26 protein-coding genes are annotated in these 26,672 nt (G+C 40.7%); 20 read left to right on the top strand and 6 right to left on the bottom strand.

Annotated features, from left to right (window positions below; genetic code table 11):
• Positions 1-988: 988 nt before the first annotated feature.
• The 3 genes from aceB (at position 989) to ACWXWT_RS05565 (ending at position 5,863) form a co-directional block, all read left to right on the top strand.
• Complete coding sequence (aceB, locus tag ACWXWT_RS05575; RefSeq protein WP_456040629.1) at positions 989-2,641, top strand: malate synthase A; 1,653 nt, start codon at positions 989-991, stop codon at positions 2,639-2,641.
• A 91-nt stretch (positions 2,642-2,732) separates the two neighbouring features.
• Positions 2,733-4,049 carry an isocitrate lyase gene (gene aceA, locus ACWXWT_RS05570; protein ID WP_456040628.1) on the top strand — a complete coding sequence of 439 codons (1,317 nt, stop codon included), beginning with the start codon at positions 2,733-2,735 and terminating at the stop codon, positions 4,047-4,049.
• A 350-nt stretch (positions 4,050-4,399) separates the two neighbouring features.
• A complete protein-coding gene (locus tag ACWXWT_RS05565; protein ID WP_456040627.1) occupies positions 4,400-5,863 on the top strand; it encodes an HDOD domain-containing protein in 1,464 nt (487 codons plus the stop codon).
• Between the two features lie 88 nt (positions 5,864-5,951).
• On the opposite strand, the gene ACWXWT_RS05560 is transcribed toward ACWXWT_RS05565, so the two are convergent.
• Both ACWXWT_RS05560 and ACWXWT_RS05555 read right to left on the bottom strand, forming a co-directional pair.
• On the bottom strand, positions 5,952-6,557 hold the full coding sequence (locus ACWXWT_RS05560) for a nuclear transport factor 2 family protein (RefSeq protein ID WP_456040626.1): 606 nt from the start codon (positions 6,555-6,557) through the stop codon (positions 5,952-5,954).
• Positions 6,558-6,598: 41 nt separating this feature from the next.
• Positions 6,599-7,423: a M90 family metallopeptidase gene (locus tag ACWXWT_RS05555; RefSeq protein ID WP_456040625.1), complete on the bottom strand. Its 825-nt coding sequence runs from the start codon at positions 7,421-7,423 to the stop codon at positions 6,599-6,601.
• A 382-nt stretch (positions 7,424-7,805) separates the two neighbouring features.
• On the opposite strand from ACWXWT_RS05555, the gene ACWXWT_RS05550 reads away from it, so the two are divergent.
• A complete protein-coding gene (locus tag ACWXWT_RS05550; protein ID WP_124730169.1) occupies positions 7,806-8,018 on the top strand; it encodes a DUF3820 family protein in 213 nt (70 codons plus the stop codon).
• Positions 8,019-8,137: 119 nt separating this feature from the next.
• Here the strand turns inward: ACWXWT_RS05550 and ACWXWT_RS05545 are convergent, their stop codons facing one another.
• The 3 genes from ACWXWT_RS05545 to ACWXWT_RS05535 all read right to left on the bottom strand — a co-directional run bounded on the left by ACWXWT_RS05545 (position 8,138) and on the right by ACWXWT_RS05535 (position 10,875).
• Positions 8,138-8,641: a GNAT family N-acetyltransferase gene (locus ACWXWT_RS05545; protein WP_456040624.1), complete on the bottom strand. Its 504-nt coding sequence runs from the start codon at positions 8,639-8,641 to the stop codon at positions 8,138-8,140.
• A 57-nt stretch (positions 8,642-8,698) separates the two neighbouring features.
• Positions 8,699-9,001, bottom strand: coding sequence for an NrfJ (locus ACWXWT_RS05540; RefSeq protein ID WP_456040623.1), 303 nt, complete (start codon positions 8,999-9,001; stop codon positions 8,699-8,701).
• A gap of 137 nt (positions 9,002-9,138) precedes the next feature.
• Positions 9,139-10,875, bottom strand: coding sequence for a bifunctional metallophosphatase/5'-nucleotidase (locus ACWXWT_RS05535; protein ID WP_456040622.1), 1,737 nt, complete (start codon positions 10,873-10,875; stop codon positions 9,139-9,141).
• A 179-nt stretch (positions 10,876-11,054) separates the two neighbouring features.
• Here ACWXWT_RS05535 and ACWXWT_RS05530 point away from each other — a divergent pair, with 179 nt between their 5' ends.
• The 9 genes from ACWXWT_RS05530 (at position 11,055) to ACWXWT_RS05490 (ending at position 20,252) form a co-directional block, all read left to right on the top strand.
• A complete protein-coding gene (locus ACWXWT_RS05530) occupies positions 11,055-12,176 on the top strand; it encodes a bifunctional tRNA (adenosine(37)-C2)-methyltransferase TrmG/ribosomal RNA large subunit methyltransferase RlmN (RefSeq protein WP_456040621.1) in 1,122 nt (373 codons plus the stop codon).
• 31 nt (positions 12,177-12,207) lie between these two features.
• Complete coding sequence (gene pilW / locus ACWXWT_RS05525) at positions 12,208-12,993, top strand: type IV pilus biogenesis/stability protein PilW (RefSeq protein WP_456040620.1); 786 nt, start codon at positions 12,208-12,210, stop codon at positions 12,991-12,993.
• Complete coding sequence (locus ACWXWT_RS05520) at positions 12,993-13,970, top strand: RodZ domain-containing protein (protein WP_456040619.1); 978 nt, start codon at positions 12,993-12,995, stop codon at positions 13,968-13,970. The genes pilW and ACWXWT_RS05520 overlap by 1 nt, the downstream gene beginning before the upstream one ends.
• A gap of 28 nt (positions 13,971-13,998) precedes the next feature.
• On the top strand, positions 13,999-15,114 hold the full coding sequence (ispG, locus tag ACWXWT_RS05515; protein ID WP_456040618.1) for a flavodoxin-dependent (E)-4-hydroxy-3-methylbut-2-enyl-diphosphate synthase: 1,116 nt from the start codon (positions 13,999-14,001) through the stop codon (positions 15,112-15,114).
• 98 nt (positions 15,115-15,212) lie between these two features.
• Complete coding sequence (hisS, locus tag ACWXWT_RS05510) at positions 15,213-16,487, top strand: histidine--tRNA ligase (RefSeq protein WP_456040617.1); 1,275 nt, start codon at positions 15,213-15,215, stop codon at positions 16,485-16,487.
• A gap of 26 nt (positions 16,488-16,513) precedes the next feature.
• On the top strand, positions 16,514-17,134 hold the full coding sequence (locus tag ACWXWT_RS05505; RefSeq protein ID WP_456040616.1) for a tetratricopeptide repeat protein: 621 nt from the start codon (positions 16,514-16,516) through the stop codon (positions 17,132-17,134).
• 12 nt (positions 17,135-17,146) lie between these two features.
• On the top strand, positions 17,147-18,382 hold the full coding sequence (gene bamB / locus ACWXWT_RS05500) for an outer membrane protein assembly factor BamB (RefSeq protein WP_456040615.1): 1,236 nt from the start codon (positions 17,147-17,149) through the stop codon (positions 18,380-18,382).
• A gap of 102 nt (positions 18,383-18,484) precedes the next feature.
• Complete coding sequence (der, locus tag ACWXWT_RS05495; protein WP_456040614.1) at positions 18,485-19,951, top strand: ribosome biogenesis GTPase Der; 1,467 nt, start codon at positions 18,485-18,487, stop codon at positions 19,949-19,951.
• Between the two features lie 91 nt (positions 19,952-20,042).
• The gene (locus ACWXWT_RS05490) at positions 20,043-20,252 is read left to right on the top strand and encodes a DUF3565 domain-containing protein (protein WP_456040613.1); all 210 of its coding nucleotides are present in this window, start codon (positions 20,043-20,045) and stop codon (positions 20,250-20,252) included.
• A gap of 16 nt (positions 20,253-20,268) precedes the next feature.
• Here the strand turns inward: ACWXWT_RS05490 and ACWXWT_RS05485 are convergent, their stop codons facing one another.
• Positions 20,269-20,685 carry a hypothetical protein gene (locus ACWXWT_RS05485; RefSeq protein WP_456040612.1) on the bottom strand — a complete coding sequence of 139 codons (417 nt, stop codon included), beginning with the start codon at positions 20,683-20,685 and terminating at the stop codon, positions 20,269-20,271.
• Between the two features lie 73 nt (positions 20,686-20,758).
• Between ACWXWT_RS05485 and ACWXWT_RS05480 the strand changes: the two genes are divergently transcribed.
• The 7 genes from ACWXWT_RS05480 (at position 20,759) to ACWXWT_RS05450 (ending at position 26,610) form a co-directional block, all read left to right on the top strand.
• Positions 20,759-21,328, top strand: coding sequence for a cytochrome b/b6 domain-containing protein (locus ACWXWT_RS05480; protein ID WP_456040611.1), 570 nt, complete (start codon positions 20,759-20,761; stop codon positions 21,326-21,328).
• 127 nt (positions 21,329-21,455) lie between these two features.
• Positions 21,456-21,965 carry a TlpA disulfide reductase family protein gene (locus ACWXWT_RS05475; protein ID WP_456040632.1) on the top strand — a complete coding sequence of 170 codons (510 nt, stop codon included), beginning with the start codon at positions 21,456-21,458 and terminating at the stop codon, positions 21,963-21,965.
• Positions 21,966-21,969: 4 nt separating this feature from the next.
• Complete coding sequence (locus ACWXWT_RS05470; protein WP_456040610.1) at positions 21,970-22,209, top strand: DUF4266 domain-containing protein; 240 nt, start codon at positions 21,970-21,972, stop codon at positions 22,207-22,209.
• Entirely contained in the window at positions 22,200-23,498 is a 1,299-nt protein-coding gene (locus tag ACWXWT_RS05465) for a DUF3570 domain-containing protein (protein WP_456040609.1), read from the top strand. The genes ACWXWT_RS05470 and ACWXWT_RS05465 overlap by 10 nt, the downstream gene beginning before the upstream one ends.
• A 56-nt stretch (positions 23,499-23,554) precedes the next feature.
• Positions 23,555-24,451, top strand: coding sequence for an FAD:protein FMN transferase (locus ACWXWT_RS05460; protein WP_456040608.1), 897 nt, complete (start codon positions 23,555-23,557; stop codon positions 24,449-24,451).
• Between the two features lie 16 nt (positions 24,452-24,467).
• Positions 24,468-25,127: a response regulator gene (locus ACWXWT_RS05455; protein ID WP_456040607.1), complete on the top strand. Its 660-nt coding sequence runs from the start codon at positions 24,468-24,470 to the stop codon at positions 25,125-25,127.
• Between the two features lie 79 nt (positions 25,128-25,206).
• Positions 25,207-26,610, top strand: coding sequence for a sensor histidine kinase (locus tag ACWXWT_RS05450; protein WP_456040606.1), 1,404 nt, complete (start codon positions 25,207-25,209; stop codon positions 26,608-26,610).
• The last annotated feature ends 62 nt before the right edge of the window (positions 26,611-26,672 follow it).

Genomic DNA, 26,672 nt, shown 5'->3' with positions numbered 1-26,672 from the left:
TCTCAGGTATTCCACTTCTGTGTTACATCGATTTAAAAGGCAACAACCATTTCTACATCAATGTGCCTTGAATTGAAAAACCTGAGAGACTCTGAACTGACCAGATATTTAATGAGATTGGTATTACGTCGTATTTAGGTTGTTTACACTTAGTTTGGCCCAAACATCCTTTGCCATTGCACTTCAAACACTTCCCCTTCTTCAACCACGTTTTGTGTATTGATTTACTGTATTTATTGCTTTTTAGTACTTTTTTTGAAAATAAATGAATTTTTTTTCAAAAAAACCAATTTGTTCGGGCTTGTTGATCTGGCGACTAAACTCATATTTAAAGCGCTAAAATACAAATGAATTATTACGTTGACGTTAACGTAAGATTAAAACGGTTGTTTAAATCATCTTTGCAAATGATGGTACTTAATATACTGTTTTGTATGGTTAATTTTCAATTACGTATAGGTAAGCTCAAAACGTTATCAAATTGTTTAATTCAACGTTATAGACTAAAGTTTAGTAATGATTTATTTACACTTGGTTTTTTAATTACAACCTTTTTTACCAAATGGGCATGTTGGTAAATTGGTAAGATGATTTATCATAACTCAACTTAAAGTATAAGCTCCATTTCATTATTTGCCTATTTTTCAACTGTTTGTGGTTTTTAATTGGCCTTGGTAAGACCAATTTATGTGATCGGGAACAATAGGTTTTAGATTGTTTGGTAAAGGTCAGACTGTTGCAATTACAAACGTTTTTGGTTAGTTTTTAGTACGAAACAGACATTTGAAAGTTTTTGTTGATAACGATTTGCATCACTGAGCCTTACACTTGTTAACAAAATGTTTGAGCTCATAAATATCTATCACTAAAGCATAATACTAATAAGCTTTACTGAAGATGAGAGTGAGACGAATAGGTCGATAACGCCTAATAACAGTGAATGATAATAATCAACATCAAAACAAACAGCATTTAGGGAGCCATTATTATGACAGCAGAACAATTGGTAGCTCAGTACGGTAAGTCAACAGCAAATGCTGATGAGTCGCTTAAAACCGACCTAACGTTTATTGGTCCTACTGTTAATGGGCAAGATGAAGTCTTTAATTCTGGCGCGGTGGCTTTCCTTGACTCTTTATGTGCCAAGTTTGCAGATGAAGTGCCTGAACTATTAAAGCAGCGTAAACAAAAGCAGGCTCGTATTGATAATGGCGAATTACCAGATTTTTTGCCTGAAACTCGTGCGATACGTGATGGAAGTTGGACTATTCGCGGTATGCCTGAAGATTTAACTGATCGACGAGTTGAAATCACTGGACCAGTTGATCGTAAGATGATTATCAATGCATTAAATGCGAACGTAAAAGTGTTTATGGCTGACTTTGAAGATTCATTAGCGCCGAGTTGGACAAAAATTGTCGAAGGACAGATTAACCTTCGTGATGCTGTTCGTGGTGATATTGAATTTACGGCACCTGAAACAGGTAAGCATTATGCTCTGAACCCTGACCCAGCGGTATTGATTGCTCGTGTTCGTGGACTACATTTGATTGAAAAACACATCGAATACAAAGGTCAAACCATTCCCGGTGGTTTAGTCGATTTCGCAATGTACTTTTATCATAACTATCGCCAATTGCTCGCTAAGGACTCTGGACCTTATTTTTATATTCCTAAATTGGAAAGCCATGTTGAAGCGCGCTGGTGGGCAAAAGTGTTTGCGTTTACGGAAGAACGTTTCTGTTTACAGCCTGGAACAATTAAATGTACCTGTTTAATTGAGACCTTGCCTGCGGTGTTTGAAATGGAAGAAATCTTATATGAGCTTCGTTCAAATATTGTTGCATTAAACTGTGGCCGTTGGGATTACATTTTCAGCTATATCAAGACGTTAAAAAATTATCCAGATCGAGTATTGCCAGATCGTCAGGCGGTGACCATGGATACCAAATTTTTAAGTGCTTATTCTCGTTTACTGATTAAAACCTGTCACAAACGTGGTGCATTAGCCATGGGCGGTATGGCTGCATTTATCCCTGCTAAAGATGCCGAGACGAATGAGAAAGTATTACAAAAAGTACGTGGTGATAAAGAGCTTGAAGCTCGTAATGGTCACGATGGTACTTGGGTTGCGCACCCTGGTTTGGCTGATACAGCCATGAATATTTTTAATGAATATATTGGTGGCGATAGGACTAATCAATTGCACATCACTCGTGACGTTGATGCACCAATTTTAGCAAGTGAGTTACTTGAACCATGTGACGGCGAACGTACTGAAGATGGTATGCGTTTAAACATTCGTATTGCTTTGCAGTATATCGAGGCATGGATCCAAGGTAATGGTTGTGTCCCTATCTATGGTTTGATGGAAGATGCCGCTACAGCAGAAATATCACGCACTTCTATTTGGCAGTGGATCAAGCATGAAAAGAGCTTATCAAATGGCAAGCTTGTGACAAAAACCTTATTTAAAGAAATGTTGAAAGAAGAAATGGTTAACGTGGAGAAAGAGCTAGGGACTGAGCGCTTTAATGCTGGTCAATTTACTAAGGCCGCCGCGCTATTTGAACAAATTACTACTTCTGATGAGCTAGTCGATTTCTTAACATTACCAGGATACGAACTGTTAACAGCGTAAAGTATAAAACCAAATATTAATTACAACACTAATGAATTAGGCAAAGTTGATATATTCACTTTGCCACCCTCATACAGGAAGGAGCAATACTATGACTACACAATTAACTCGTCAGCAACAGGTTGATGCAATTAAAAAAGATTGGGCAGAAAATCCACGTTGGAAAGGCGTAAAACGTCCTTTCACTGCAGAAGAAGTAGTGGCATTACGCGGTTCTGTTGTGCCAGAAAACACAATTGCGAAGCGTGGGGCTGCGAAGTTGTGGGAACTGGTTAATGGCGGTGCTAAAAAAGGCTATGTTAACTCACTCGGTGCATTAACAGGGGGCCAAGCTGTACAACAAGCTAAAGCGGGTATCGAAGCCATTTACCTTTCGGGCTGGCAGGTTGCTGCAGACGCTAACCTAGCGGGCACTATGTACCCAGACCAATCATTGTACCCAGCAAACTCTGTACCTGCTGTTGTAAGCCGTATCAATAACTCTTTCCGCCGAGCTGACCAAATTCAGTGGGGCAAAGAAGTTAATCCAGGTGATGATAATTACACTGACTATTTTTTACCTATCGTTGCAGATGCAGAAGCGGGCTTTGGTGGCGTACTAAATGCATTTGAGTTAATGAAGTCGATGATTGATGCGGGTGCAGCAGGTGTTCACTTTGAAGACCAATTAGCATCAGTTAAAAAATGTGGCCACATGGGCGGTAAAGTTTTAGTACCGACTCAAGAAGCTGTGCAAAAGCTAGTTGCAGCACGTTTGGCGGCAGATGTTAGTGGTGTTGATACTTTGGTTATTGCACGTACTGATGCCAATGCAGCTGATTTAATGACATCAGATTGTGATGAGTATGATCGTGACTTTGTTACAGGTGAACGCACAAGTGAAGGTTTTTACCGTGTTAAAGCTGGCTTAGATCAAGCGATATCTCGTGGTCTTGCTTATGCACCTTATTCAGACCTAATTTGGTGTGAAACCGCTAAGCCATGTTTAGAAGAAGCGAAGAAGTTTGCTGATGCTATCCATGCACAATACCCAGATCAACTACTTGCTTATAACTGCTCTCCTTCGTTTAACTGGAAGAAGAACTTGGATGATGCAACTATTGCTAAGTTCCAACAAGAGCTATCGAACATGGGTTACAAGTACCAGTTCATCACGTTAGCGGGCATTCATAACATGTGGTACAACATGTTTGATTTGGCCTATGACTATGCTCGCGGTGAAGGCATGAAGCACTATGTTGAAAAAGTTCAAGAACTTGAATTTGCTGCAGCTGAAAAAGGTTATACATTTGTGTCGCATCAGCAAGAAGTGGGCACTGGTTACTTTGACCAAGTTACAACGTGTATTCAAGGCGGCAAGTCTTCTGTTACAGCCTTAACGGGTTCAACTGAAGAAGAACAGTTTTAACCGTTAGTTTTACTGTTTTACAAGTTTGGTCACTTTGTGACTGTTGTAACCCCGTACGGCTCACCTACAGGTCGTGCGGGATTTTTATCCAACTATGATGGGTCATAAGTGAATGCTTTGTTGTTGACTTTGATTATGTGGGTAACTTCCTACCCGTAAGCTTTTCCAACCACGAATTTGTGATTGCGGCTCTTGTGAGCCGTTTTTTTTTTACATTTTTGCTTGATCGAAAACTCTCCTCTTGGGTATTTTTTTAGACCTGTGTATAACAACCGACATTCAATCCATCACTCTTTGATGAAATTGAGTATACTAAAATCAACATTTGTTACATTTAGGTTAATTGTTTTTTGAAACCCATCACTCAGCAGAAAGGGGCGGATTACTGGACCAAACGGATCAGTGATGAAGAAATGCCTGCATTATGCTCAACGGTAAGAGACTTAGAGAAACTCGCCAAAGATGATGTATCTTCTTTAGCCTTACTCGGACGGAGTGTGATGCATGATAACGCGCTCACATCGCGTATTTTACGTGTTGCAAATAGTGCTATTTATAATAAAGGCATTAATCCTGTATCGACAGTAAGTCGTGCAGCAGTGGTATTAGGCTTTGATACTATCCGCAATATATGTATTACCGCTAAACTGTTGGCTAATTTACTTGAAAGTCATCACCTTACAGAAAGTGTCTATAAGCGCTTATTAAAACTCATGGCACAATCGTTTCAAGCGGCAATGCTTGCTAGGATGATGATGAATGACAGAGATGATTCATTACGTGAAGAAGTGTTTATTGCTTCATTATTGTATCGGATAGGTGAGAGTGCGTTTTGGAGTATGGGGGGAGAAATTACAGAACTGCTCGATAGAAAATTATTAGCCACTGACGATCAAACAGAACAAAGTTCGTTGATACGGTCTGAACTCGGAACATCGTTTCCCCAGTTAACTCAGAGTATTGCCAGAAGTTGGGGGTTAGGTGAAGTACTGATTAAGTCATTGGCGCAACCTAATGAACGCATGCCTGAAATTCGTTGTATATTTCTAGCGGATAAATTATCGGAAGTGGTATCTCAACCTGTCATAGATACTGAAGAATTACATAAACGTCTTTCCCAAGCTGCAAACATGTTAGACATCAGTGTGGCTGAATTTACAGAAAAGTTTATTGATTGCAGCAATGTTACCCATAAGTTAGCTATTGAATATGGTGCTAAAGCTATTGTGTCATATTTACCCCATACGGAAGACGTATTAGCACATGCCGACGCGGTAGTTGAACCTGTGTTGATAAGACAATCTAACCAAGGTTATCAACTAACAAAACTCAGACAGCTTACTCATTATGCCGTGGTCAAAACGGATTTTAATCAAATAATACACACGGCTTTGGAAGGGATGTTAACGGGGGTTGGATTGGATAGATGCGGTGTCTTGCTGCTATCACCTAGTCGTAAATTATTACAACCTAGGGTCATGATTGGTGATGATATTGATTTGTTAAAACAAGCTTTTGTGATTGAACTTGATAATCCACAATCTGTTTTTACCCAATGTGTTCAACAAAAAAAGAGTATTTGGGTTAATGCGCCAACTGAAGCAGAATGTAAGGTACAGATTAATGATGCATTGGTTGAACGTTTTTCTAGTAATGGTTTTTTGCTGGCTCCATTGGCTGTTGGCGCAAAAGTTTTAGGTGTATTTTATGCCGACAGACATGGCTCTGTTAGAACATTTGAACAAGAAGATTTTGACAGTTTTACGCATTTTAGTGAGCTAGCAAATGTCTGTTTTGGTACATCGATGACATAGTACTATTTATTAATGATAATAATCGGTAATTTATCGGTTTGATTATTGGTGTTATGGTGGTTGCCATGACCACCATAACACTATGTTATTACTGCATAATTAAACTGGTAATGCGTTTTGCTTTGTCATTTGGAATAGGAAAACTTAAGTGGTATTGGGCAATTTTCCACCCACTTTCAGTTTGTACTAATGCCCCTGTACCTCTGCTTACGCCGTAAGCTGGACTATATAATTGCTCATCAAATAAAATCGTGTCATCTATTTGCAGCAGATGACGAGATTTAACTTCATAACGCCAGCCTTTAGTTGGTTTAGCATAACGCTCAAACTCAACCATACTCCAACGCTCAGAGGCATCAGTGCCAATAAACACAGCTTGTGGATGATAAAGCTTAAAGTAAGTGGCCCAGTCTGCCACTGCCGCACTCTCATGTAATTGATTTAATAAAGCACTAACGGCTTGGCTGTCTTTAGCGGATAAACCTTGGCTATCGATTAACTCATTTTCTTGGTCGATATTTTTAATTATCGCTTCGCTTTCGGAGCTAATATGTTGACTCACCTGTTTATTTTTTTGTGCGACTTGACTTTTTTCTGGTGCAGACTCATCGGCTTCAGTGGCGTGTAAGTCGAAGGCCGCCACTGTTGTTATTAACACGGCAATAAAACCGAGTCGGTGAATAATTGATTGCATAGTATCCCTTTAAACGTAATGAATTATTATCTTGGTACTTTTTAATGCCAATTAATGGGGTCGAGTTGATAAAATTGGCTTAATTCTTCATACAATTGTTGATGTTGTTGGTAAAGCTCCACTGGTCGTTCAAAAAATGTTTCACTTATCACTGCAAAAAACTCTGCCGGATTGGTTGCACCATAATAGTTAAATAATGACGGGATATGTTGTTGAGCGCAATGTTGAAGTTGCTCAAATTCTTTTCCTAATGTGGCAGACCATGAACGATACGAAGTGATATCGTGCAAGGGTGGGGCGCCATTAGCGGTACCATCTTCTTGATCAAGTTGGTGAGCGAACTCGTGTATAACCACATTACTACCATCGAATGGATCTGCAGCACCTTCAAGTGTGCTGTTCCATGACAATATAACTTTACCATACTCCCAAGATTCGCCCAGTAATACATTACGTTGGCTTGAATGTACACCTGCATGATCCACTCGATTCTGCTCAACAATGAATGCACTAGGATAAACTAGAATTTGTTTCAATTTAGGGTAATAGTTCGTGTTGCGGTTGAGCAATAATAAACACGCTTGGGCTGCAATGGTGACTTTGACTTCATCATTAATTTTGAAACCGTCACAACCGACAAACTGTTTTTCGTCAATAAACACTTGAATATGTTTTTTGAGCTGAAGCTGTAAATCAGTTGGCATGGCTTTGAAATAAGGAAAACGTTTTTTGAGTATATTACGCCACCGTGTTGGGAAAGGCTTACTAGTAATAATTTGACGTTGACGATTAATACGCCATTGGCTACTCATAATCCATCCAACAGCGGTTATTGATGTAACGAGTAATATTACCATCGCGATCATAGAGTTGCCCTTGCGCCTAGAGAGATCAACAGCATATCGTGTCTCAAAAAAAGATTAACCCCGATGATCAACAAACCTTCAATGTCGAAGGGGCACTTACATTATTAACTCAAAATTACGGTAAGATTTGAGTTTGCATGCTTGAGCATGATTTCGCCTTTTTGACGCTATAAAAGATTAATGGGGTGGCTAGCTAACTAATTCAAGCTTCAGTGATAACTAAATTATGATTAAGATGTACAGGCTTAGATTTTTGCAATTTACATATTGTGTGTTTGGGTTAACTTAGGCAACACAGTTTTAGTTGTTATTGCCTCTTGGTTAAGCTTATTAGCGCAGTTACAATTGCGTAATTATCATAGAACCATGGGGTTCATAAACAATGAATGAGCAGCAGTTATTAGACGCGATTAATCAAACTATGCCATTTGGCAAATATGCTGGTCGAAAATTATTACAGTTACCTGAACCTTATTTAGTGTGGTTTCATTCTAAGGGATTTCCCGAAGGGAAGTTGGGCGAGCAACTCGCATTGATGTATGAAGTAAAGCTTAATGGGTTGGAAGAAATGCTACAGCCGTTGTTAAAACGTTAAAATGGAAGAGTCATAAAAGCCTAGGGACGAGATTGCTTCGCTATTTATGTGCCGCAGCTAAGGTAATTATGTTTCTTGCTGTTAGTGCTTCGAGTCGAGATCGCATGACGAACCTCTCCCTAGTCTGTTAATGGTTTTTTCATGTAAAAACCGTTAAATGTTTGACCGCGTTTTTGTTGATAGCTTGTTTGTTGCAAAACAAACCCCATTTTCTCAAATAACGGTTTAGATAAATATGAGGCGTCAACACTCAGCACTGGATATTGTTGCTGCTTTGCCCAATGTTGTAGATGTGTGTAAAGCGCGTAAGCGACACCTTGGTGTTGATAGTCTGGCTGCACATATAGACAGTCGATATAGCCGCGATGGGCGAAATGAGTCTCTAGACTAATAAAACCGACAACCTGCTGATTATTTAGCATTAACCACGCTTTGTTTTGTTTATATTTTTGTTGCCAAAATTTTGTTGATCGCGGAGCCGATGACCATGCATCGAGTTTGATAGCAGGGTATCTTGGGTGAACAATTGCTTGTACTGCCGTATGATATAATTGGCTGACTTGAAGTGCATACTGTGGTGAAAAATCAACAATTTGATTCGTTTGTTTTATTGCGTTTTTCATAAAAAAGACCAATCGCTAAGATTGGTCAATTATGAAAGGTTTTCACCGTAAAACGAACTATTTTTTAGCAATATTTCCGACAAACATGATTTTATCAAATGTTCTATTAAGGCTTGAACTTTTAAAATCAGTCATCCACATTTGCTCAGAAACTTCAACTTTGTCGCCTTTATTTACTTCAGTTTGCGGACCTGCAGCCCAATATGTTTGATCCGCTTCTTTTAACTGAACATAGGTATAACCACCGCCGTTCATGGTGTCGAGTACTTCACCTTGATGTAAAGCACCTTGAGCCCATGCAGAAGAAACACCTAAAGCCAAGGTGGCAGCGGCAGCAAATGCGATTAATTTAGCTTTCATGTATGTATTCCTATTTTGCTTATAAAGGGAAGTAAAATATTATGTTTACGCTATTTAACCATCTAAGCTCTTAAAGGTCTGTGATCTACCGCGAATTATTGTTGTCTATCAGATGTTAGGCATTATGAGTTTACCGTTTAATCATTGTGGCTAATGTAGTGTACATTTGCGAACAGCAATCCATTAATGAGATGGCCATGTTGGCTGACAAAATCGACAAAAGCTTCTGATAATGTTTGATGACTAATGGGTTGTTGCCAATGAGCATGTAACAGTGCTTCATAACCTTCTTTACCTGCCGCAGTATAAGAACTTGATACGCCTAAATACAATTTATTGGCTTCAAGTTTTTGCCATTGATCTTGCTTGTATATCTCAATTTTGGTGATCCTTTGGCCTTTAGTTTGTTTACCATCATAGAAGTAACGTAAACCATAAGGATATGGAAAACTACCAGCACCTGTACCCATTATGCCATTATTCGTCGCAGAATTTATGGATGACTCAAGCGCTTCGATAACATATTTACCCTGAATTTTATACAAGGTAAGTGGGAGTTCGAATGGTAAAATACGCCCTACAACATCGGCTAGCGATAGTTGGCCTTTATGCAGCGACTGCCTAACCCCGCCAGCATTGTGTAATGCAAAATCGATTGACGGTTCAATATTTTTAGCGGCTTTATACATACTACGACTAATCCAAGGCGCTATTTCACTTCCGTGAGGTAAATGTTTACTGGGTAAGCGCGTATGAATAAAGTCTCGTGGAATATGGGCCAAAATTTGATTTTCTATGGCATCTAATGACGGCCTATATTGGGTGCGTATGACAGAGTGAATCACTTCATCATGTTGTGCGCCTTTAATGTTAGGGTGAGCAAAAAGCTGTTCAATTACTTTTGTTGCTGTATTACTGTCAATGCATTTACCGTTTGGGGTGGTTACGGTGATATTGTTATCAAGCATAAAATAGTTGTTGCCAAGCAGTTCGACTATTTTGCCGTGCTGATCAAAACAAATGTCAGCCAGCCCAATTGTTTCAGCGTATTTTCCTGCATGCAAAATGGGGGTTGAATTGATTGTTTCGGCATACGGGATATTACTCCAACCGATATCACTGAGTTCACCTTGAAGTGTATGTGAGTGCCCACCTACAATTAAGCTTATTCCATCAACTTTTGATGCAAGCTCCCGGTCTTGGTCTAAGCCTAAATGGCTGAGTACAATAATGTGTCGAATACCTTGATGCTGCAAACGTTGTATTGTGCGTTGGGTCGTTTCTATTGCATTAACAAAATGCGTGTCAGGGTCGGGTCTGGCAATTAAACGCATTTGGTCTAAGGTAATCCCAATTATCGCGAGTTTTGTGTCATGAAAGGGTTTAATTAACACTTTGGCGGTTTCGGTTGAATCATCAAAATCGTATAGCATAGGGTGGCCGTAAAGTCGGCCTGTTTTGAGGCGGTCTTCTTGGCTTAAATCCATATTGCCTGCAAGTACAGGAAAATCGATACGATTTAAGAATGCTTGAACTGGACTGTTACCTGCATCAATTTCGTGATTACCCAGAACCATAGCATCTGGTTTTAGCAAGTTGAGTAAATGGGCGTTGGCTGCGCCTTTAAATTCTCTAAAGTACAAGGTACCTTGAAAACTATCACCACCATGTAAAAATAAAAAAGGTGATTGCTTGGCTATTGCTTGCTGTCTAGCTTGCTCAATTTGATAACCCAAACGTGCGTAACCACCAGAATATGCTTCGAGGGAATAAATTTGTTGTTGGTTCTCGATGCTAAACTGAACGGGGCTGGGTTCAAAATTGGAATGGGTATCATTAATGTGGGCTAAGGTTAACGTATAGCGTTGCTTCATAATTTCCCTCTTTAATTGGAAATAGATTCTAGCATTAATTTATCAATATTGGGCGCCAAATAACGTGAGTGTTTGGATTTTATGGTGATAACAAGGCTACTTTGATTACTAGCTAATCTTGGCAAGCATCTGTATAATTCGCCGCCCTGTTACAGGTTTTGGTGTTTGAGGTTAGGCAGATGAGTGAAAAGAAAATCAATTTATTAGATCTTGATCGTAAAGGACTGCGAGCATTGTTCAGTGAGATGGGCGAGAAGCCGTTTCGTGCCGATCAATTAATGAAGTGGATCTATCACTTTGGTGTCAGTGATTTTGAGGAAATGAGCAATATCAACAAAGTATTGCGCACAAAATTGGCTGCGAAATGCGAAATTGTTGCGCCTGAAATTGCGAGTTTCCAGAAGTCTAATGATGGCACCATTAAATTTGCTATCAATGTCGGACAAGGTCAGGAAGTTGAGACGGTTTACATTCCAGAAGAAGACCGTGCGACCTTATGTGTGTCGTCACAAGTCGGTTGTGCTTTAGAATGTACTTTTTGCTCTACTGGTCAACAAGGGTTTAACCGTAATTTATCTGTATCTGAAATTGTCGGTCAAGTTTGGCGAGTGTCGCAGTTTTTAGGTTTCCACAAAGACACCGGTGATCGTCCTATTTCAAATGTGGTCATGATGGGCATGGGTGAACCTCTACTTAATCTTGCTAACGTTATCCCTGCAATGGACATTATGCTAGATGATTTTGGTTTTAGCTTATCCAAACGCCGAGTGACGCTGTCGACTTCTGGTGTTGTTCCTGCTCTTGATAAATTAGGTGATGTCATTGATGTCGCATTAGCCGTTAGTATTCATGCACCAAACGATGAACTGCGTGATGTATTGGTGCCGGTTAATAAAAAGTATCCACTGCAAGAATTTTTGGCGGGTATTCGTCGTTATTTAACCAAGTCTAATGCTAATCGCGGCCGTGTCACGGTTGAATATGTGATGCTTGATCATATCAATGACAGCACAGACCAGGCACATGAACTCGCTAAATTGATGAAAGATACGCCATGTAAGATTAACCTAATTCCGTTTAACCCGTATCCTGGGTCTCCTTATGGTCGCTCGTCTAATTCACGTATCGACCGTTTTTCAAAAGTATTGATGGAATATGGTTTAACGGTCATTGTGCGTAAAACCCGTGGTGATGATATTGATGCAGCTTGTGGCCAATTAGCTGGAGATATTCGTGACCGGACGAAGCGTTTAGCAAAAAAACAAATGCAACAGAGCCAGATTTCAGTCACAATGGAATAACTTGTTGTTTGCATAGATAATAGGCTTATAAATGAAGCACGGAATGCAAAATATTTGTCTGATCAGTTTAGTTGCCTTATTTGTCACGGGTTGTGTGACAGAGCGCACTTATAGCGGAACTGATACCCCTGTAGCTGAACGCCAATTTGATAAGCAGGGGGCTGCAAGGGAACGCATGCAGCTTGGGCTAACTTATCTCAGTCGAGGCAATAGTGAACAAGCCAAGTATAATTTAAATAAAGCGGTAAAATATGCGCCGAATATCAGTGAAGTTCACATGGCAATGGCATATTATTATCAAACCGTTGGTGATATAAAACGAACTGAAGAGTCATACAAGAAAGCCATTAGCCTTAGTGATGTAACTGGCGATGCGCGTAATAATTTTGGCGTGTTTTTATGCCAGCAGAATAAGTTTGTTGAGTCTGAAAAAATGTTTCTCGCTGCGATTGAAACACCTAATTACACGCGTACCGCATCGAGTTATGAAAACTTAGGGGTATGCAGTCGCAAAGCAGGAGATAAAGAAAAAGCGCGACAGTATTTTAATATGGCGTTAAAGTATGATCAAAGAAGACAAATAGCATTATTAGAATTAACCGAGTTAGCCATGGAAGATGCTGACTACGGCAATGCGCGCAACCAACTCGCAAGATACCATCGAGTTGTGAGTGAATCTGCAGAAAGTTTAGCCTTAGGGATAAAGATTGAGCGGGCGGCGAATGATTTAGAGGCCGTAAAACGATTTGGCATTTTATTAATTGCGAAGTTTCCTGCATCTCCACAAGCCAAAAATTATAGAGCTAACTTGAATTAATGACTAAAGAATTCGAAGTAGAACAAGAAGACGCTGAGAAAGCGACTTTACTAAAGGATGTTGTTACTGCTGGCGCTATTTTAAAAGCGGCTCGCGAAGCAAAGGGGATCTCAATTGAGACCGTAGCAACCCAATTACATTTACGGCCCAAGATTATTAATGATCTTGAAAATGATACATTTGAAAATATCGCCTCTACTACTTATGTGAGAGGTTATGTTAAAAATTATGCACGTTTAGTGAATGCCGATATTAGCCAAATTCAACAATGTTTAGCGCATCAATTACCCGAAATTGTTGCGCCTACAATGCAAAGCTTTTCACGTAAAACAACTCATCAAGCCCGTAACAGTCGCCTTAATTTAGTCACTTATTTTATTGCTGCGGTTTTGATTGCGATGTTAGTTGTGTGGTGGGTTCAGAAATCATCATTGTTGACGAGTGTTGATTTTTCTAAACCCACAGTTGAAGAAATAGCCGCAGAAAGCAACCAGCTTGAACCACAACAAATCATGGTAAGTGAACCTGCGCAGTCCAATGGCAATGAGTTAGAACAAGTCGCGGATAACCGCAATGTTATGGACACAGCAAATAAGGCTGCAATAGAAGCCGAAGATAAACTTATCCAAATCGCACAAAATAATGCTAATACTTCACCGGCAAGTAATGGTGTAGAGTCGACTCATACCGAATTAGCGTCAACCGCAACAGACTCAGATCTCGCTAATAGCGACAGTATTTTAACGATAGAGTTTTCTGGTGACTGCTGGGTAAACGTGACCGATGCGAATGGCAAAGTGATTGTTGATGGCGTGAAAAAGGCCTCTCAAAAAGTTGAAGTTCGTGGTAAAAAACCTTTTAAAGTGATTCTTGGTGCTCCTCAAGTTGCCAGTATCAATTTAGATGGCAATAATGTCAGTTTAGCTGAGTTTGCCAATGGTCGAGTAGCAAGATTAACCCTGCCTAAAGCATCATAGTGCTTTAGCAACAGTAGAGCATATTTGCATGTATAACGAATCCCCAATTATTCGCAGACCATCTACACGTATTTATGTGGGCAATGTGCCTATTGGTGATGGTGCGCCGATTGCTGTCCAGTCAATGACGAATACAAAAACCACCGATGTTGAAGCAACAGTGGCACAAATTCGAGCATTAGAAAAAGTCGGTGCAGATATTGTGCGTGTTTCAGTGCCAACGATGGATGCCGCAGAAGCGTTTAAATTAATCAAGCAGTCTGTCAATGTACCGTTAGTTGCTGATATTCATTTTGATTACCGTATCGCCCTTAAAGTGGCTGAATATGGGGTTGATTGTTTGCGCATTAACCCAGGTAATATTGGCAATGAAGAACGCATTCGCAGTGTTGTTGAATGCGCTCGTGATAAAAATATACCTATCCGCATTGGTGTTAACGGCGGATCGCTTGAAAAAGATTTAATGGACAAATATCGCGAACCAACGGCTGAAGCATTATTAGAATCAGCCATGCGTCATGTCGATATTTTAGACCGTTTAAATTTCGATCAATTTAAGGTTAGTGTTAAAGCCTCTGATGTTTTTCTTGCCGTTGAATCGTATCGTTTACTTGCTAAACAAATTCGTCAACCTTTGCATTTAGGCATTACTGAAGCGGGTGGTATGCGTTCTGGTTCTGTAAAATCTGCTGTTGGTTTAGGGATGCTATTGGCTGAAGGCATCGGTGATACTTTACGTATTTCACTGGCTGCGGATCCGGTTGAAGAAATTAAAGTTGGCTTCGATATTTTGAAGTCTTTGCGCATTCGTAGCCGTGGTATTAACTTTATCGCTTGTCCTTCTTGTTCTCGCCAAGAGTTTGATGTGATTAGTACCGTTAATGAACTTGAACGCCGTCTTGAAGACATTACTACGGCAATGGATGTGTCTATCATTGGTTGTGTCGTTAATGGCCCAGGTGAAGCGTTAATTTCGGATATCGGCTTAACTGGCGGTCATGCTAAGAGCGGTTATTATGATGGCGGCGTACGTCAAAAAGAACGCTTCGACAATAATAGTATTGTTGATGGTTTAGAAGCAAAAATCCGTGCTAAAGCGAGCATGATGGCTAATCGAATTGCGATTAGCGACAAAACCGAATAATCATTAATTCTTCGCATGACAGCTTATATGTTGTGCATGTTGAGGTTATATTTACACATTATTAGCACTAGCTAATTAAAGAATTGGGCACGTTAACTGTGGCAAAGCAAATCCAAGCTATTCGCGGAATGAATGATATTCTGCCTACGCAAAGTCCTTTATGGCAAAAAGTCGAAGCGGTATTACGTTCATCTGTTAGTGCATTCGGCTATAGCGAAATTCGCACACCTATCGTAGAAAGTACTGATCTTTTCAAACGTTCTATCGGTGAAGTTACCGATATTGTTGAAAAAGAAATGTATACGTTTGAAGATCGTAACAGTGATAGCTTAACCTTACGTCCTGAAGGTACCGCTTCAACGGTGCGAGCCGGTAATGAGCACGGCCTTCTTTATAACCAAGAACAACGTTTATGGTATATGGGGCCGATGTTTCGCCATGAGCGTCCGCAAAAAGGTCGTTATCGTCAATTTCACCAGTTTGGTGTTGAAGTGTATGGTATTGGCAGTGCCGATATTGATGCTGAAGTATTAATGTTATCTGCTCGTTTATGGGATCAATTGGGTATTAAAGAGCATGTAGCATTAGAGCTCAATACGTTAGGAGACCCTGCTGAACGTGCTGCTTATCGTGATGCCTTGATTGCTTTTTTAGAGCAACATAAAGACAAATTAGACGAAGATAGCCAACGTCGGATGTATTCAAATCCATTACGCGTACTCGACAGTAAAGACCAGCAAGTGCAAGCTATTTTAGGTGATGCACCAGCCTTGATGGATTACCTTGGTGAAGACTCTAAGACACATTTTTCAACTTTATGTGAACTCTTAGACGCGGTTGGCATCCAATACATCATCAATCCTCGTTTAGTGCGTGGTTTAGATTATTATAACCGTACTGTATTTGAATGGGTTACCACTAGTTTGGGGTCTCAAGGTACGGTATTAGCGGGTGGACGCTATGACGGTTTAGTTGGCCAGCTCGGTGGCAAAGATACGCCAGCTGTTGGTTTTGCAATGGGTCTTGAGCGTATAGTGCTGTTACTTGAAACACTTGAACTCACCAGCGATATTGCCCCTGAAGTGGATGTTTATGTCACTGCTATGGGCGATAATTGTGTTGTTGAGGCCATTAAAGTAGCACAAGAGTTGCGTCAACAGTTGCCAACGCTTAAAGTCATGAGCCATTGCGGTGGTGGTAACTTTAAGAAGCAAATGAAACGTGCTGATAAAAGTGGTGCACAGATTGCGTTAATTATTGGTGAAAATGAAGTAGCCAATAACCAAGTCGCTGTAAAACCGTTAAGAACAAACAATGAACAACAATTGGTTACGCGTAGTGAACTCGTAGCTAAAATTGCAGAACTGATTTAAGAACAGATTTTAAAGGGGAAGTGCAAGTGGAAATTTATAGCACAGAAGAACAACAAGTAGATGCTATCAAGCAGTTCTGGAAAGATTATGGTACTTCAATTGCCGTAGGCGCAGTTGTTGGCTTAGGCGGCCTATATGGTTGGAATACTTATTCTGATATGAAAGTGAAGGCGGCAGAAGACGCATCTGAGTCATTTCAGTCTATCGTTACTCAGTCGACTAATCCTGCTGCATTATTGGTTCAGGCAGAAAGCTTTACATCAGAACATGATCAACAAGGTTACCAAGCATTACTTGAATTAATGGTTGCAAAATCTGCGGTTGAAGCTGGTGATTTAGCAAAAGCTGAAGCCTCATTTACCAAGGTTATTGCCGCACAACCTGGTTCAGGTTTAGGTATGGTTGCAATGCTCCGCTTAGCGCGTATTCAAGCTGAGCAAAATAATTTAGGTATGGCGTTGGCTACGTTAGAACAGGTCACAGATAAAGCATTTGCATCGCAACGCGAAGAATTAAAAGGCGACTTTTTAGTGCGTCAAGGCGATTTGGATAAAGCCAAATTAGCTTATCAAGCAGCAGTGGATAATGGTGGTGCGTTAGCCAGTCCAGCGCTGACCATGAAATTAGACAATCTAAATAAGGCATAAGGAATTTAGCCGATGAAGTCGTGGTGTAAAAATCTACTTGCCCTTGGGTTAAGTGTTGCTCTGATGTCTGCTTGTTCTTCAAGTGATGTTGAAGAAGAGCCTGTAAGTGAACTCGTTGATATTCAAGCGACAGTGTTTCCTCAAATTAGCTGGGACACCAGCGTAGGTGATGGTGTAGGGGATTATTACTCGCAGCTTCGTCCTACTGTCCGTTATGGAAAATTATTTGTTGCTGACCGTGGTGGTGTGATTGTTGCGTTTGACGAAACAACGGGTGATGAGTTGTGGAAACAAGACTTCAATGATGCCTTTGAAAAGCAACTTGAAACCAAAACCAAAGGTGTTCGTTTAGCGGCTGGTGTCACCGCGGCACGTAATAAAGTTTTTGTTGGCGGTGAGACGGGTTTATTGGTTGCGCTTGATGAAGCTACAGGTGATGTAGTGTGGTCTGCACAAGCTAATGGCGAACTATTATCAGCACCTTCTGTCGCAGAAGATGTAGTTGCTGTTAATACCAGTAAAGGCGCATTTGAAGCATTTGATATTGATAACGGTAAAAAGTTATGGACATATGAAATGCAGCTGCCCAACCTTACCTTGCGCGGTACCGGTTCTGCCGCTTATGAAGCGGGTGGTTTCTTTTTAGGCACTGCAGATGGCAAAGTGGCTGTGGTGGTTAAAAGCAATGGTCAGGCAGCATGGGAACAAACCGTTTTTAACCCAACGGGTGCTAATGAGTTTACTCGTATGGCTGACATCGATATGACGCCATTGATATTGGGCGAAAATCTATATGTAGTCAGTTACAATGGTAATTTAGCTTCTATGGAGCTGCGCAGTGGTCGCGTAGTGTGGTCGCGTAAATATTCAAGCTTTAATGAGTTAGCGTCTGCAGGTGCCAGCTTGTATTTAGTGGATGATCATAGCCGTATTTACTCTGTCGACCGCCGCAACGGCTTAGAGTTGTGGAGTAATGTAGAGCTTCAAAATCGTGAGCTAACATCTCCTGCGGTATTAAATAATTATCTTATCGTGGGTGACTTTGAAGGTTACTTGCATTTTATTGACCGTAATAATGGCAACATTGTTGGTCGCATTCAAGTTGATAGCGATGGACTATATGGTCAGCCTTTAGTGGTTGATGACAAAATTTATATTCAAGGACGTAGCGGCAAAGTTGCAGTCGTGACCTTGGACAAAGAAAAGCAAATGAATGTACAGGAAGATACCGAAACTGATGCGGAATAAGTCCTAGCACTATTTTGCATTAATTAAGGTATAATATCCTCACTAGAGCCCCTGGAAGCGTTCCGGGGGCTTTTTATTGAAAAGTTTTTTAGAGGCAAAATCATGATCCCTGTAGTGGCCCTTGTCGGGCGACCCAATGTTGGTAAATCGACATTATTTAACCGTCTTACACGTACTCGTGATGCGTTAGTTGCTGATTTTCCTGGCTTAACACGTGACCGTAAATATGGCCGTGCATTTTTAGCTGGGTATGAGTTTATCGTTGTTGATACTGGTGGTATTGATGGTAGCGAAGAAGGGATCGAAACCAAAATGGCTGAACAGTCATTGGCGGCGATTGAAGAAGCTGATGTCGTATTGTTTATGACAGATGCTCGTGCAGGTCTTACTGCCGCCGATTTAGCCATTGCTCAACATTTACGCAGCCGCGATAAGGTCACTTTTGTGGTTGCCAACAAAGTTGATGGCATTGATGCCGACTCTGCTTGTGGTGAGTTTTGGTCACTTGGTCTAGGTGAAGTGTATCAAATGGCTGCCGCACAAGGCCGTGGCGTAACCAATATGATTGATTATGCGTTAACGCCTTATGCTGAAGCCATGGGTATTGTTCGTGAAGTAGACGAAGAAGGCGAACAAGTCGAGCGTGAATATACTGAAGAAGAAGCTGAAGCGGAACAGACTCGACTACAAAACTTACCTATTAAACTTGCCATTATTGGTAAACCTAATGTGGGTAAATCTACACTTATTAACCGTATCTTAGGTGAAGAACGTGTCGTCGTTTATGACGAACCAGGCACCACTCGTGACAGCATTTATATACCTATGTCTCGAGAAGGCCGTGAATATGTTTTGATTGATACAGCTGGTGTTCGTCGTCGTAGTAAAGTGCATGAGGTTATCGAGAAGTTTTCGGTGATTAAAACGTTAAAAGCCGTTGAAGATGCTAACGTGGTACTTTTGGTTGTTGATGCAAGAGAAGGAATCGCTGAGCAAGATCTTGGATTATTAGGCTTTGCGTTAAACGCTGGTCGTGCGTTAGTTATTGCGGTGAATAAGTGGGATGGTATTGACCAAAAAGTGAAAGATCGAGTAAAAAGTGAACTTGATCGCCGCTTAGGTTTTATCGATTTTGCGCGTATTCACTTTATTTCTGCTTTGCATGGCACTGGTGTTGGACATTTGTATGAGTCGATTGAAGAAGCTTATGACAGTGCAACTCGTCGAGTGAGCACTTCTATGTTGACCCGTATCATGCAAATGTCACAAGATGATCACCAGCCACCATTGGTGAATGGTCGTCGCGTGAAATTAAAATATGCTCATGCTGGCGGCTATAATCCACCGATTGTGGTGGTGCATGGTAACCAAGTGAGTAAACTGCCTGACTCATATAAACGTTATATGATGAATTACTTCCGTCGTTCATTAAAAGTGGTTGGAACGCCTATTCAGCTTCGTTTCCATGAGGGAGCCAATCCGTTTGAAGGTAGAACAGAGAAGCTAACTCTAGGACAGGAACGTCGTCGTAAACGTGCTATGAGCCACATTCGCGATCGTAAGAAGTAATCTCCTTTTTTGTGAGACTGTATTTCTTGTGTAAAGAGCCTGACTTGTTCAGGCTTTTTTGTGGGTCACTTATTGAATAGAAGGGGATAGAATGAAGCAAAAAATAGTCGGTTATCATGTGGATGAAGAGCATCATTGGGTTGCTGTATTGGCCTGTGGGCACTTTCAGCATGTACGTCATGATCCCCCTTGGACAGTGCGTCCGTGGGTGACGACGGTAGAAGGTCGGCAACAACAATTGGGGATGATTCTTAATTGTAAAAAGTGCGATATTGCGGCACCGCCAGATAGTCTCGGTTAGATTGAATTCTCCTATCTTAAGACGTTAAATCACCCGTGGTTCGACACCACCATAAATACGCGGCAATGTAAGTACATATCATGCTGTCCATTACCATTGATAACCAAAAAACATCGAAAAAAGCTTGATTTGCATGACTCAATACCAAGCTAACAAAAAACAGCTTTTCAATGATCGCAATGCAAAACAGCGGTTTTATCCAAGCTGAACGCACCATCGCAATAAAAAAACTGCATCCAACCATTAATACCATAAATCCCCAATGCTGAATAAATATCGTGTCACTGGGCTGATAGGTTAGTTTGTTAAGGTTCGGGGCCGCCCACTGCGGGAATAAGGTATAAAGTCCGCCTAATGACGTGCCTATCCCGGCGATGAATAATGCCACCTGCCGAGTTTTTTGAAAAAATGAGTCATGTGTGAATCCGTTCATCGTTATCCATAAGTGACTGTTAAGATTTTTGCGTGATAATGGCCTCCATCATCGCAATTCTATCGAGGTTTATATGCAAACACAGACTACTTATTATCCGCTACTTCATCGACTCATTCATTGGGGATTGGCATTGACCATGATGATCATGTTATTAACCGTATTATTAAGGCTTGGGTGGATGGAGAAAAACCATATGGCCGCCATAATTCATCAAGGCTTAGCGAAAATCGATGTGATGATTACCGACAAGCAAGCTGTGAGCATAGCCAAAAGTATTCGTGGTGTTATGTTCCAGTGGCACATTTATTTTGGTTATGCTGTAGGCGTATTTGTGACAGCACGGTTTATTCATATGGTTAAGTTTGGTCTGCATTATCCATCACCATTTTCACGCCAAGCGACAACCAAACAAAAGTTTCAGGCATGGGTGTATTGGGTGTTTTATGCTGGCGTAGCGTTATCGGTAATAACAGGTTTGTTGCTGAAGTTTGGTCCAGAAGCAATAGAAGAGCAGGCTGAAACCATTCATAAGTTGGCTTTGTGGTATTTCATTCCATTTACAAGCTTACATTTAGCTGGAATTTTAGTGGCTGAGGCTGGCCATGAAAAAGGCATCGTGTCAAAAATGATTGGAGGATAGTTTTCTTGTAAATTTCCATGAAAATGGTTGTTCTTTTTGTCATTTAGTCGGCTAGTTTCATTGCTTAAGTAAACCTTAAGATTGGTAATTTACTTTGTAAACTATCAAATTATTAGGCGAAAATATGATGTCAAAGAAGTTATTTTCACACTTAAGTCCGTTAACCATTGCAGCCCTAAGTTTGCTCTTGGGGCTTAGTGTAAGCATAACGGCTCAAGCCACCCCATCATTGGATCATAAACTGATTGATCAACAAGGACACGCTGTTAGTTTACAACAATTTGCAGGCAAAGTGGTTTATGTCGATTTTTGGGCTTCTTGGTGTGGTCCGTGTCAAAAGTCGTTCCCGTGGATGAATGCCATGCAAGCCAAATATCAACAACAAGGACTAGAGGTTGTTGCCATTAACCTGGATGTAGACACTGCACTTGCCCATGAGTTTTTGGCTCAAATGCCAGCACACTTTACTCTTCGTTTTGACCCTGAAGGTGATATTGCCCAAGCTTTTGACCTACAAGGCATGCCAAGTAGCTTTTTGTTCAATCGTAAAGGTGAATTAGTACAGACTCATATGGGCTTTTTTACCGAAAACATTCCCGCCTACGAGCAAGAAATCCAAATGTTGTTACAGGAGTAAATTCATGACAAAAGCGTTATATCACCCCTTTGCCAAGGCTGCAGTCGCATTAGCTATTGCCAGTAGTTTGGTTGGATGTTCTAGCCTAGGTGTACAACCTTGGGAAAAAGAGCAATTTGCTCGTGAAGACATGGCCTTAAACAGTGAAAAGCTCGACTTGGCCCTAGATGACCATATTTATTTTAGTAAAGAGGGCACCAGTGGTGGTCGTTCTTTAGCGGGCGGAGGTTGTGGATGCAATTAACATCTAAACAAAACATTGCTAGCGCATTAGCCATTGCCAGCTGTAGTCTAATTAACCAGCAAGCCCATGCTGCTGAAACGTCGTCGGGTAATGATGAATGGAAAGTCGATGCCGCCATTATGTATTATGGCGAGCAAGATCGTGTTCAAGCTGCTGAAGCCATTGGTAATGTACAAAAATCATTTGGTGATACTTCGTTATTAGACATGAAAATTGTGGTCGACAGCTTAACTGGCGCATCAGCTTCTGGTGCGGTTGCACAAAATGATAGTCAAACTTTCACTCGCCCCTCAGGCGATGGGCTGTATACCGTAGATTCTGGCGATACTCCGCTTGACGATACCTTCCATGATACTCGTGTTCAGCTGAGTGCTAATTGGCAAGAAGTGCTTAATCAAGATTGGACTGGTAATATTGGTGTGTATGGCTCGAAAGAGTTTGATTATTTATCCATGGGCATTAATGGTGGGCTTGAGCGTAGTTTTAATAAAAATAATACTACCTTGTCGTTATCGGGAGCCTTTACCAATGATGTTGTCGATCCCGTTGGCGGTCGCCCTGTTGCAATGTCAGAAATGGTGTTTCGTGGCAATTATGACAACGATGCCGATTATCAAGCGGCCTTTGATCAAACTCGTTTAGCTGGTGATGATACTAAACAAACTAGTGATATTATGTTTGGTGTGACTCAGATTATTAATCGTAATTGGTTGATGCAAGCTAATTATGGTTTATCAAGTGTGTCAGGATATATGACTGACCCATATAAAATCTTAAGTGAAGTTGATGTTAATGGTGTCACTCAAGCTTACCGTTACGAGAATCGTCCAGACTCACGTCTAAAACACAGTGTATTTTTACTCACCAAAGGTGCATTGGATTCAGGGGTAGTTGATTTTTCATATCGCTATAGTACTGATGATTGGGAGATTCAATCGCATACTTTAGAAACGCATTACCGCTATAATTTTAGTCCAACTATGTACGCACAATTGCACTTACGTTATTACCAGCAGCAAGCCGCTGAGTTTTATCAACCATTTTTGATGAGTGGCGATGCAATACCTGAATATGCCAGCGCGGATTATCGCATTGGTGATATGACGGCTTATACCATAGGGCTTAAATTTGGTCAGCATTTATCGGGTGGACATGAACTAAGTTATCGTATTGAGTATTATCAGCAAAATCCTGAAAATAATGGCACTGAGATACCTGGTCAGCTACAAAACTACGATTTATTTCCTTCTGTGAAGGCGATAGTAGCTCAAGTGAGTTATTCGTTTTAAGATGAACGTATCATCAATAAACAGAGTGATTTAATTTGCTTGAACCAATCAAAACAATGTCAAAAGCCCCAAAGGTGATGAGCTTACAGCCTCGTCCTTGGGGCTTTTTAGGTTCATTTAGCGCTATGGCTAGTCCGTGTGAATTATTAATGGCGGTTGATGACGAGCACATAGCGAGGCAAATGCTGAACATTGCTTATGATGAAGCAAAGCGTATAGAACATAAATTCAGCCGTTTTATTGAAGGTAACGTGGTGTGGCAGTTAAACCATGCCCAAGGTGAAACCACACCGATCGATGCCGAAACAGCACATTTATTTCAGTTTGCTCAACAGTGTTTTCAATTAAGTGAATCGGCATTCGATATCAGTGCTTGTCCATTAATGGCGTTGTGGCGCTTTGACGGTAGCCATGGTGTGCCGTTACAAACTGAGATTGATGCAAGTTTGCTTAAGGTGGGTTTTGCTCGTATTGCATTAACTAACAACAGCGTTTGTATGCCAGCAGACATGAGTGTCGATTTTGGCGGTATCGGTAAGGAATATGCGGTTGATCGCACCGCACAAACTTTAGTGAATCGTTGGCCAAATTATTCGGTATTAGTCAACTTTGGTGGCGATATTGCTTGCCCAATTCTCAACAATAATGGCTGGCAAGTGGGGATTGAAAATCCTCAAAAACTTGACAATGCTGCGGCACTGTTAACCATTCGCCAAGGGGCATTAGCTACTAGTGGTAATACTCGCCGCTATATTGAGGTAGATGGTAAACGCTATGGGCATATTATTAACCCTAAAACAGGCTACCCCGTAGAGCAGGCGCCGTTATCTGTTACTGTATTGGCCCCTAATTGTGTTATGGCGGGTATGTTAGCGACTATGTCGATGTTAAAAGGGCCGGATGCAGAGGTTTTTTTACAGCAACAAGGTGTTGATTTTAAGGTGTTTCGTTAATGATAAAGGAAAATGAATGCGGGTATTATTAATAGAAGACAATAAGCTTTTAGCGCAAGGTATCGTTATGAGCTTAGCCAAAGAAGGCATTCAGGTTGATCATTTAGCATCATATCATCAAGCTCAAGTCGCCTTAAACAATGAAGATTTTAGTGCAATTATTTTGGATCTTAGTTTACCCGATGGCAATGGTGCCGACCTGTTAAAACAGTGGCGCAAAAATGGTGTTTCGTTACCCATTATTGTGTTGACCGCAAACACGGATTTTGACACCCGCTTAATGTGTTTAGATATTGGCGCCGACGATTATTTAAGTAAGCCTTTTGATGTAAGAGAGCTGATTGCCAGACTAAAAGCGATTATTCGTCGTCAGCATGGTTTAGACCATAACCAATTCAGCTATGGGACATTAACCATTGATTTTACTCGCTGTGAAGTGCATTTTCGTGATCAACTGATTTCTCTTTCTCGGCGTGAATACCAATTATTGTTAGAATTCGCTCAATCTGCTGGGCGTGTGTTGACCCGAAATCAGCTAGAGCAGTTAACTTATGGTTGGGATGAAGTTGGCAGTAACTCGATTGAAGTGCATATACATCATTTACGTAAAAAAACCGCCACTGAATTGATTAAAACGGTACGAGGTATTGGTTATATTTTAAATGAGATCGCATAATTTATTGATGAGTGAGATAAATTAAATGGTCGATAGCCCCAAGCTGCCGATTGATAGTATTCAGTTCAATAAGGACATTATGTTTTCATTACGATTATTACTTAGTTTGATTATGCTAGTCGGTATTGTCCTCACGGTAACCTTCTCGAGCATACTAAGCACCCGTGATGCCATACATGAAGTGGAAGAGTTGTTTGATGCTCAAATGGTACAAACCGCCAAAATGCTTGAACAATTTTATGTGGATCAGCTAACAGAAGATCAGTTGGCACAATTGATATCTCAGCCAATCTTATTTCATGTCGATGATTCGAAAATTGAAACATTTGCTGAGCAAGCCAATCCTAGTACCTTATCTTATGAACACAAATTATCTTTTCAATTATTGTCTAGTTCAGGGCAGATACTGGCGTATTCTGACAGTTCTGGGGAACAAAAATTAACCACTTTTACCCCAGGTTATGATACTCGTAGCATAAACAATGAATTATGGCATGTGTACAGTTTTTTCTCAGAACCGCACCAAGTCTGGATCATTACTGCGCAGCGTGATGATGTTAGGCAAGAGTTAGTGTCATTAATCATCAGCAACAATTGGCGAGCACCGTTAATCATTACCCCTATTATGATGTTTTTTATGTTGGTGCTAACTTATTACTTATTTAAACCAGTTAAGTTATTAGAACGCCATTTAGACAAACGTCCGGCCCAAGACTTAAGCCCAATCAATTTCACTCTACCGACGGAATTGGCATCCACCCAAAAAGCGCTTAACAGCTATCTACTGCGTATTAGCGAGACTATGATCCGTGAACGTCGTTTTAGTGCCGATGCAGCCCATGAACTTAAAACCCCATTAGCCATTATAAAGTTACACAGCGACGGCTTAAGCGACGTGCTGAGCAGTCAATCCCCAGACGTTAAGCAAGCTACCTTGCCTTACATTGAAGCTATAGGCGAGGGGGTAAATCGTATTAGCCATACAGTAGAGCAGTTGTTGTTATTATCACGAGTTGATGCCATTGAGGCGTTAAATAAAACCGATTGTAAGCTGCAGAATATTATAGAGAATGTGATAAATCAGTTAGTACATATCATTGCCGATTACGAGTGGTATATCGTTGTGCCTAAAGATATGATCATCAATGTCGATCCGTTTTACATCGAATTAGTACTGAAAAATATTATCGAAAACGCCTGTAAATATAGCCCTACAGAATCATTGATAAGCATTAAGGTTACTCAGGACGAGCAACAGACTATGATTTGTGTGGCTGACCAAGGTTGCGGTATGTCAGATGAGGAAATTGCTTTAGCCAAAAATCGATTTTATCGTGTCGATGAAAACACCTCACAAGGTGCGGGTTTAGGATTGTCTATTTGTCAGCACATTATCAGCTTACATCATGGCGAGCTGACTTTTAGTCGGGTACAACCTCATGGACTGGATGTGTGTATCGTATTACCTCGCGCACAAGTTTAATTTAAATCGATAAAAACAACATGAGAAAGGTTATCGACTCATATTGTTTTTATCTGTTATCT

The organism is Shewanella sp. A22, from assembly GCF_053850585.1.
This window is presented reverse-complemented; position numbering and strand designations above follow the sequence as displayed.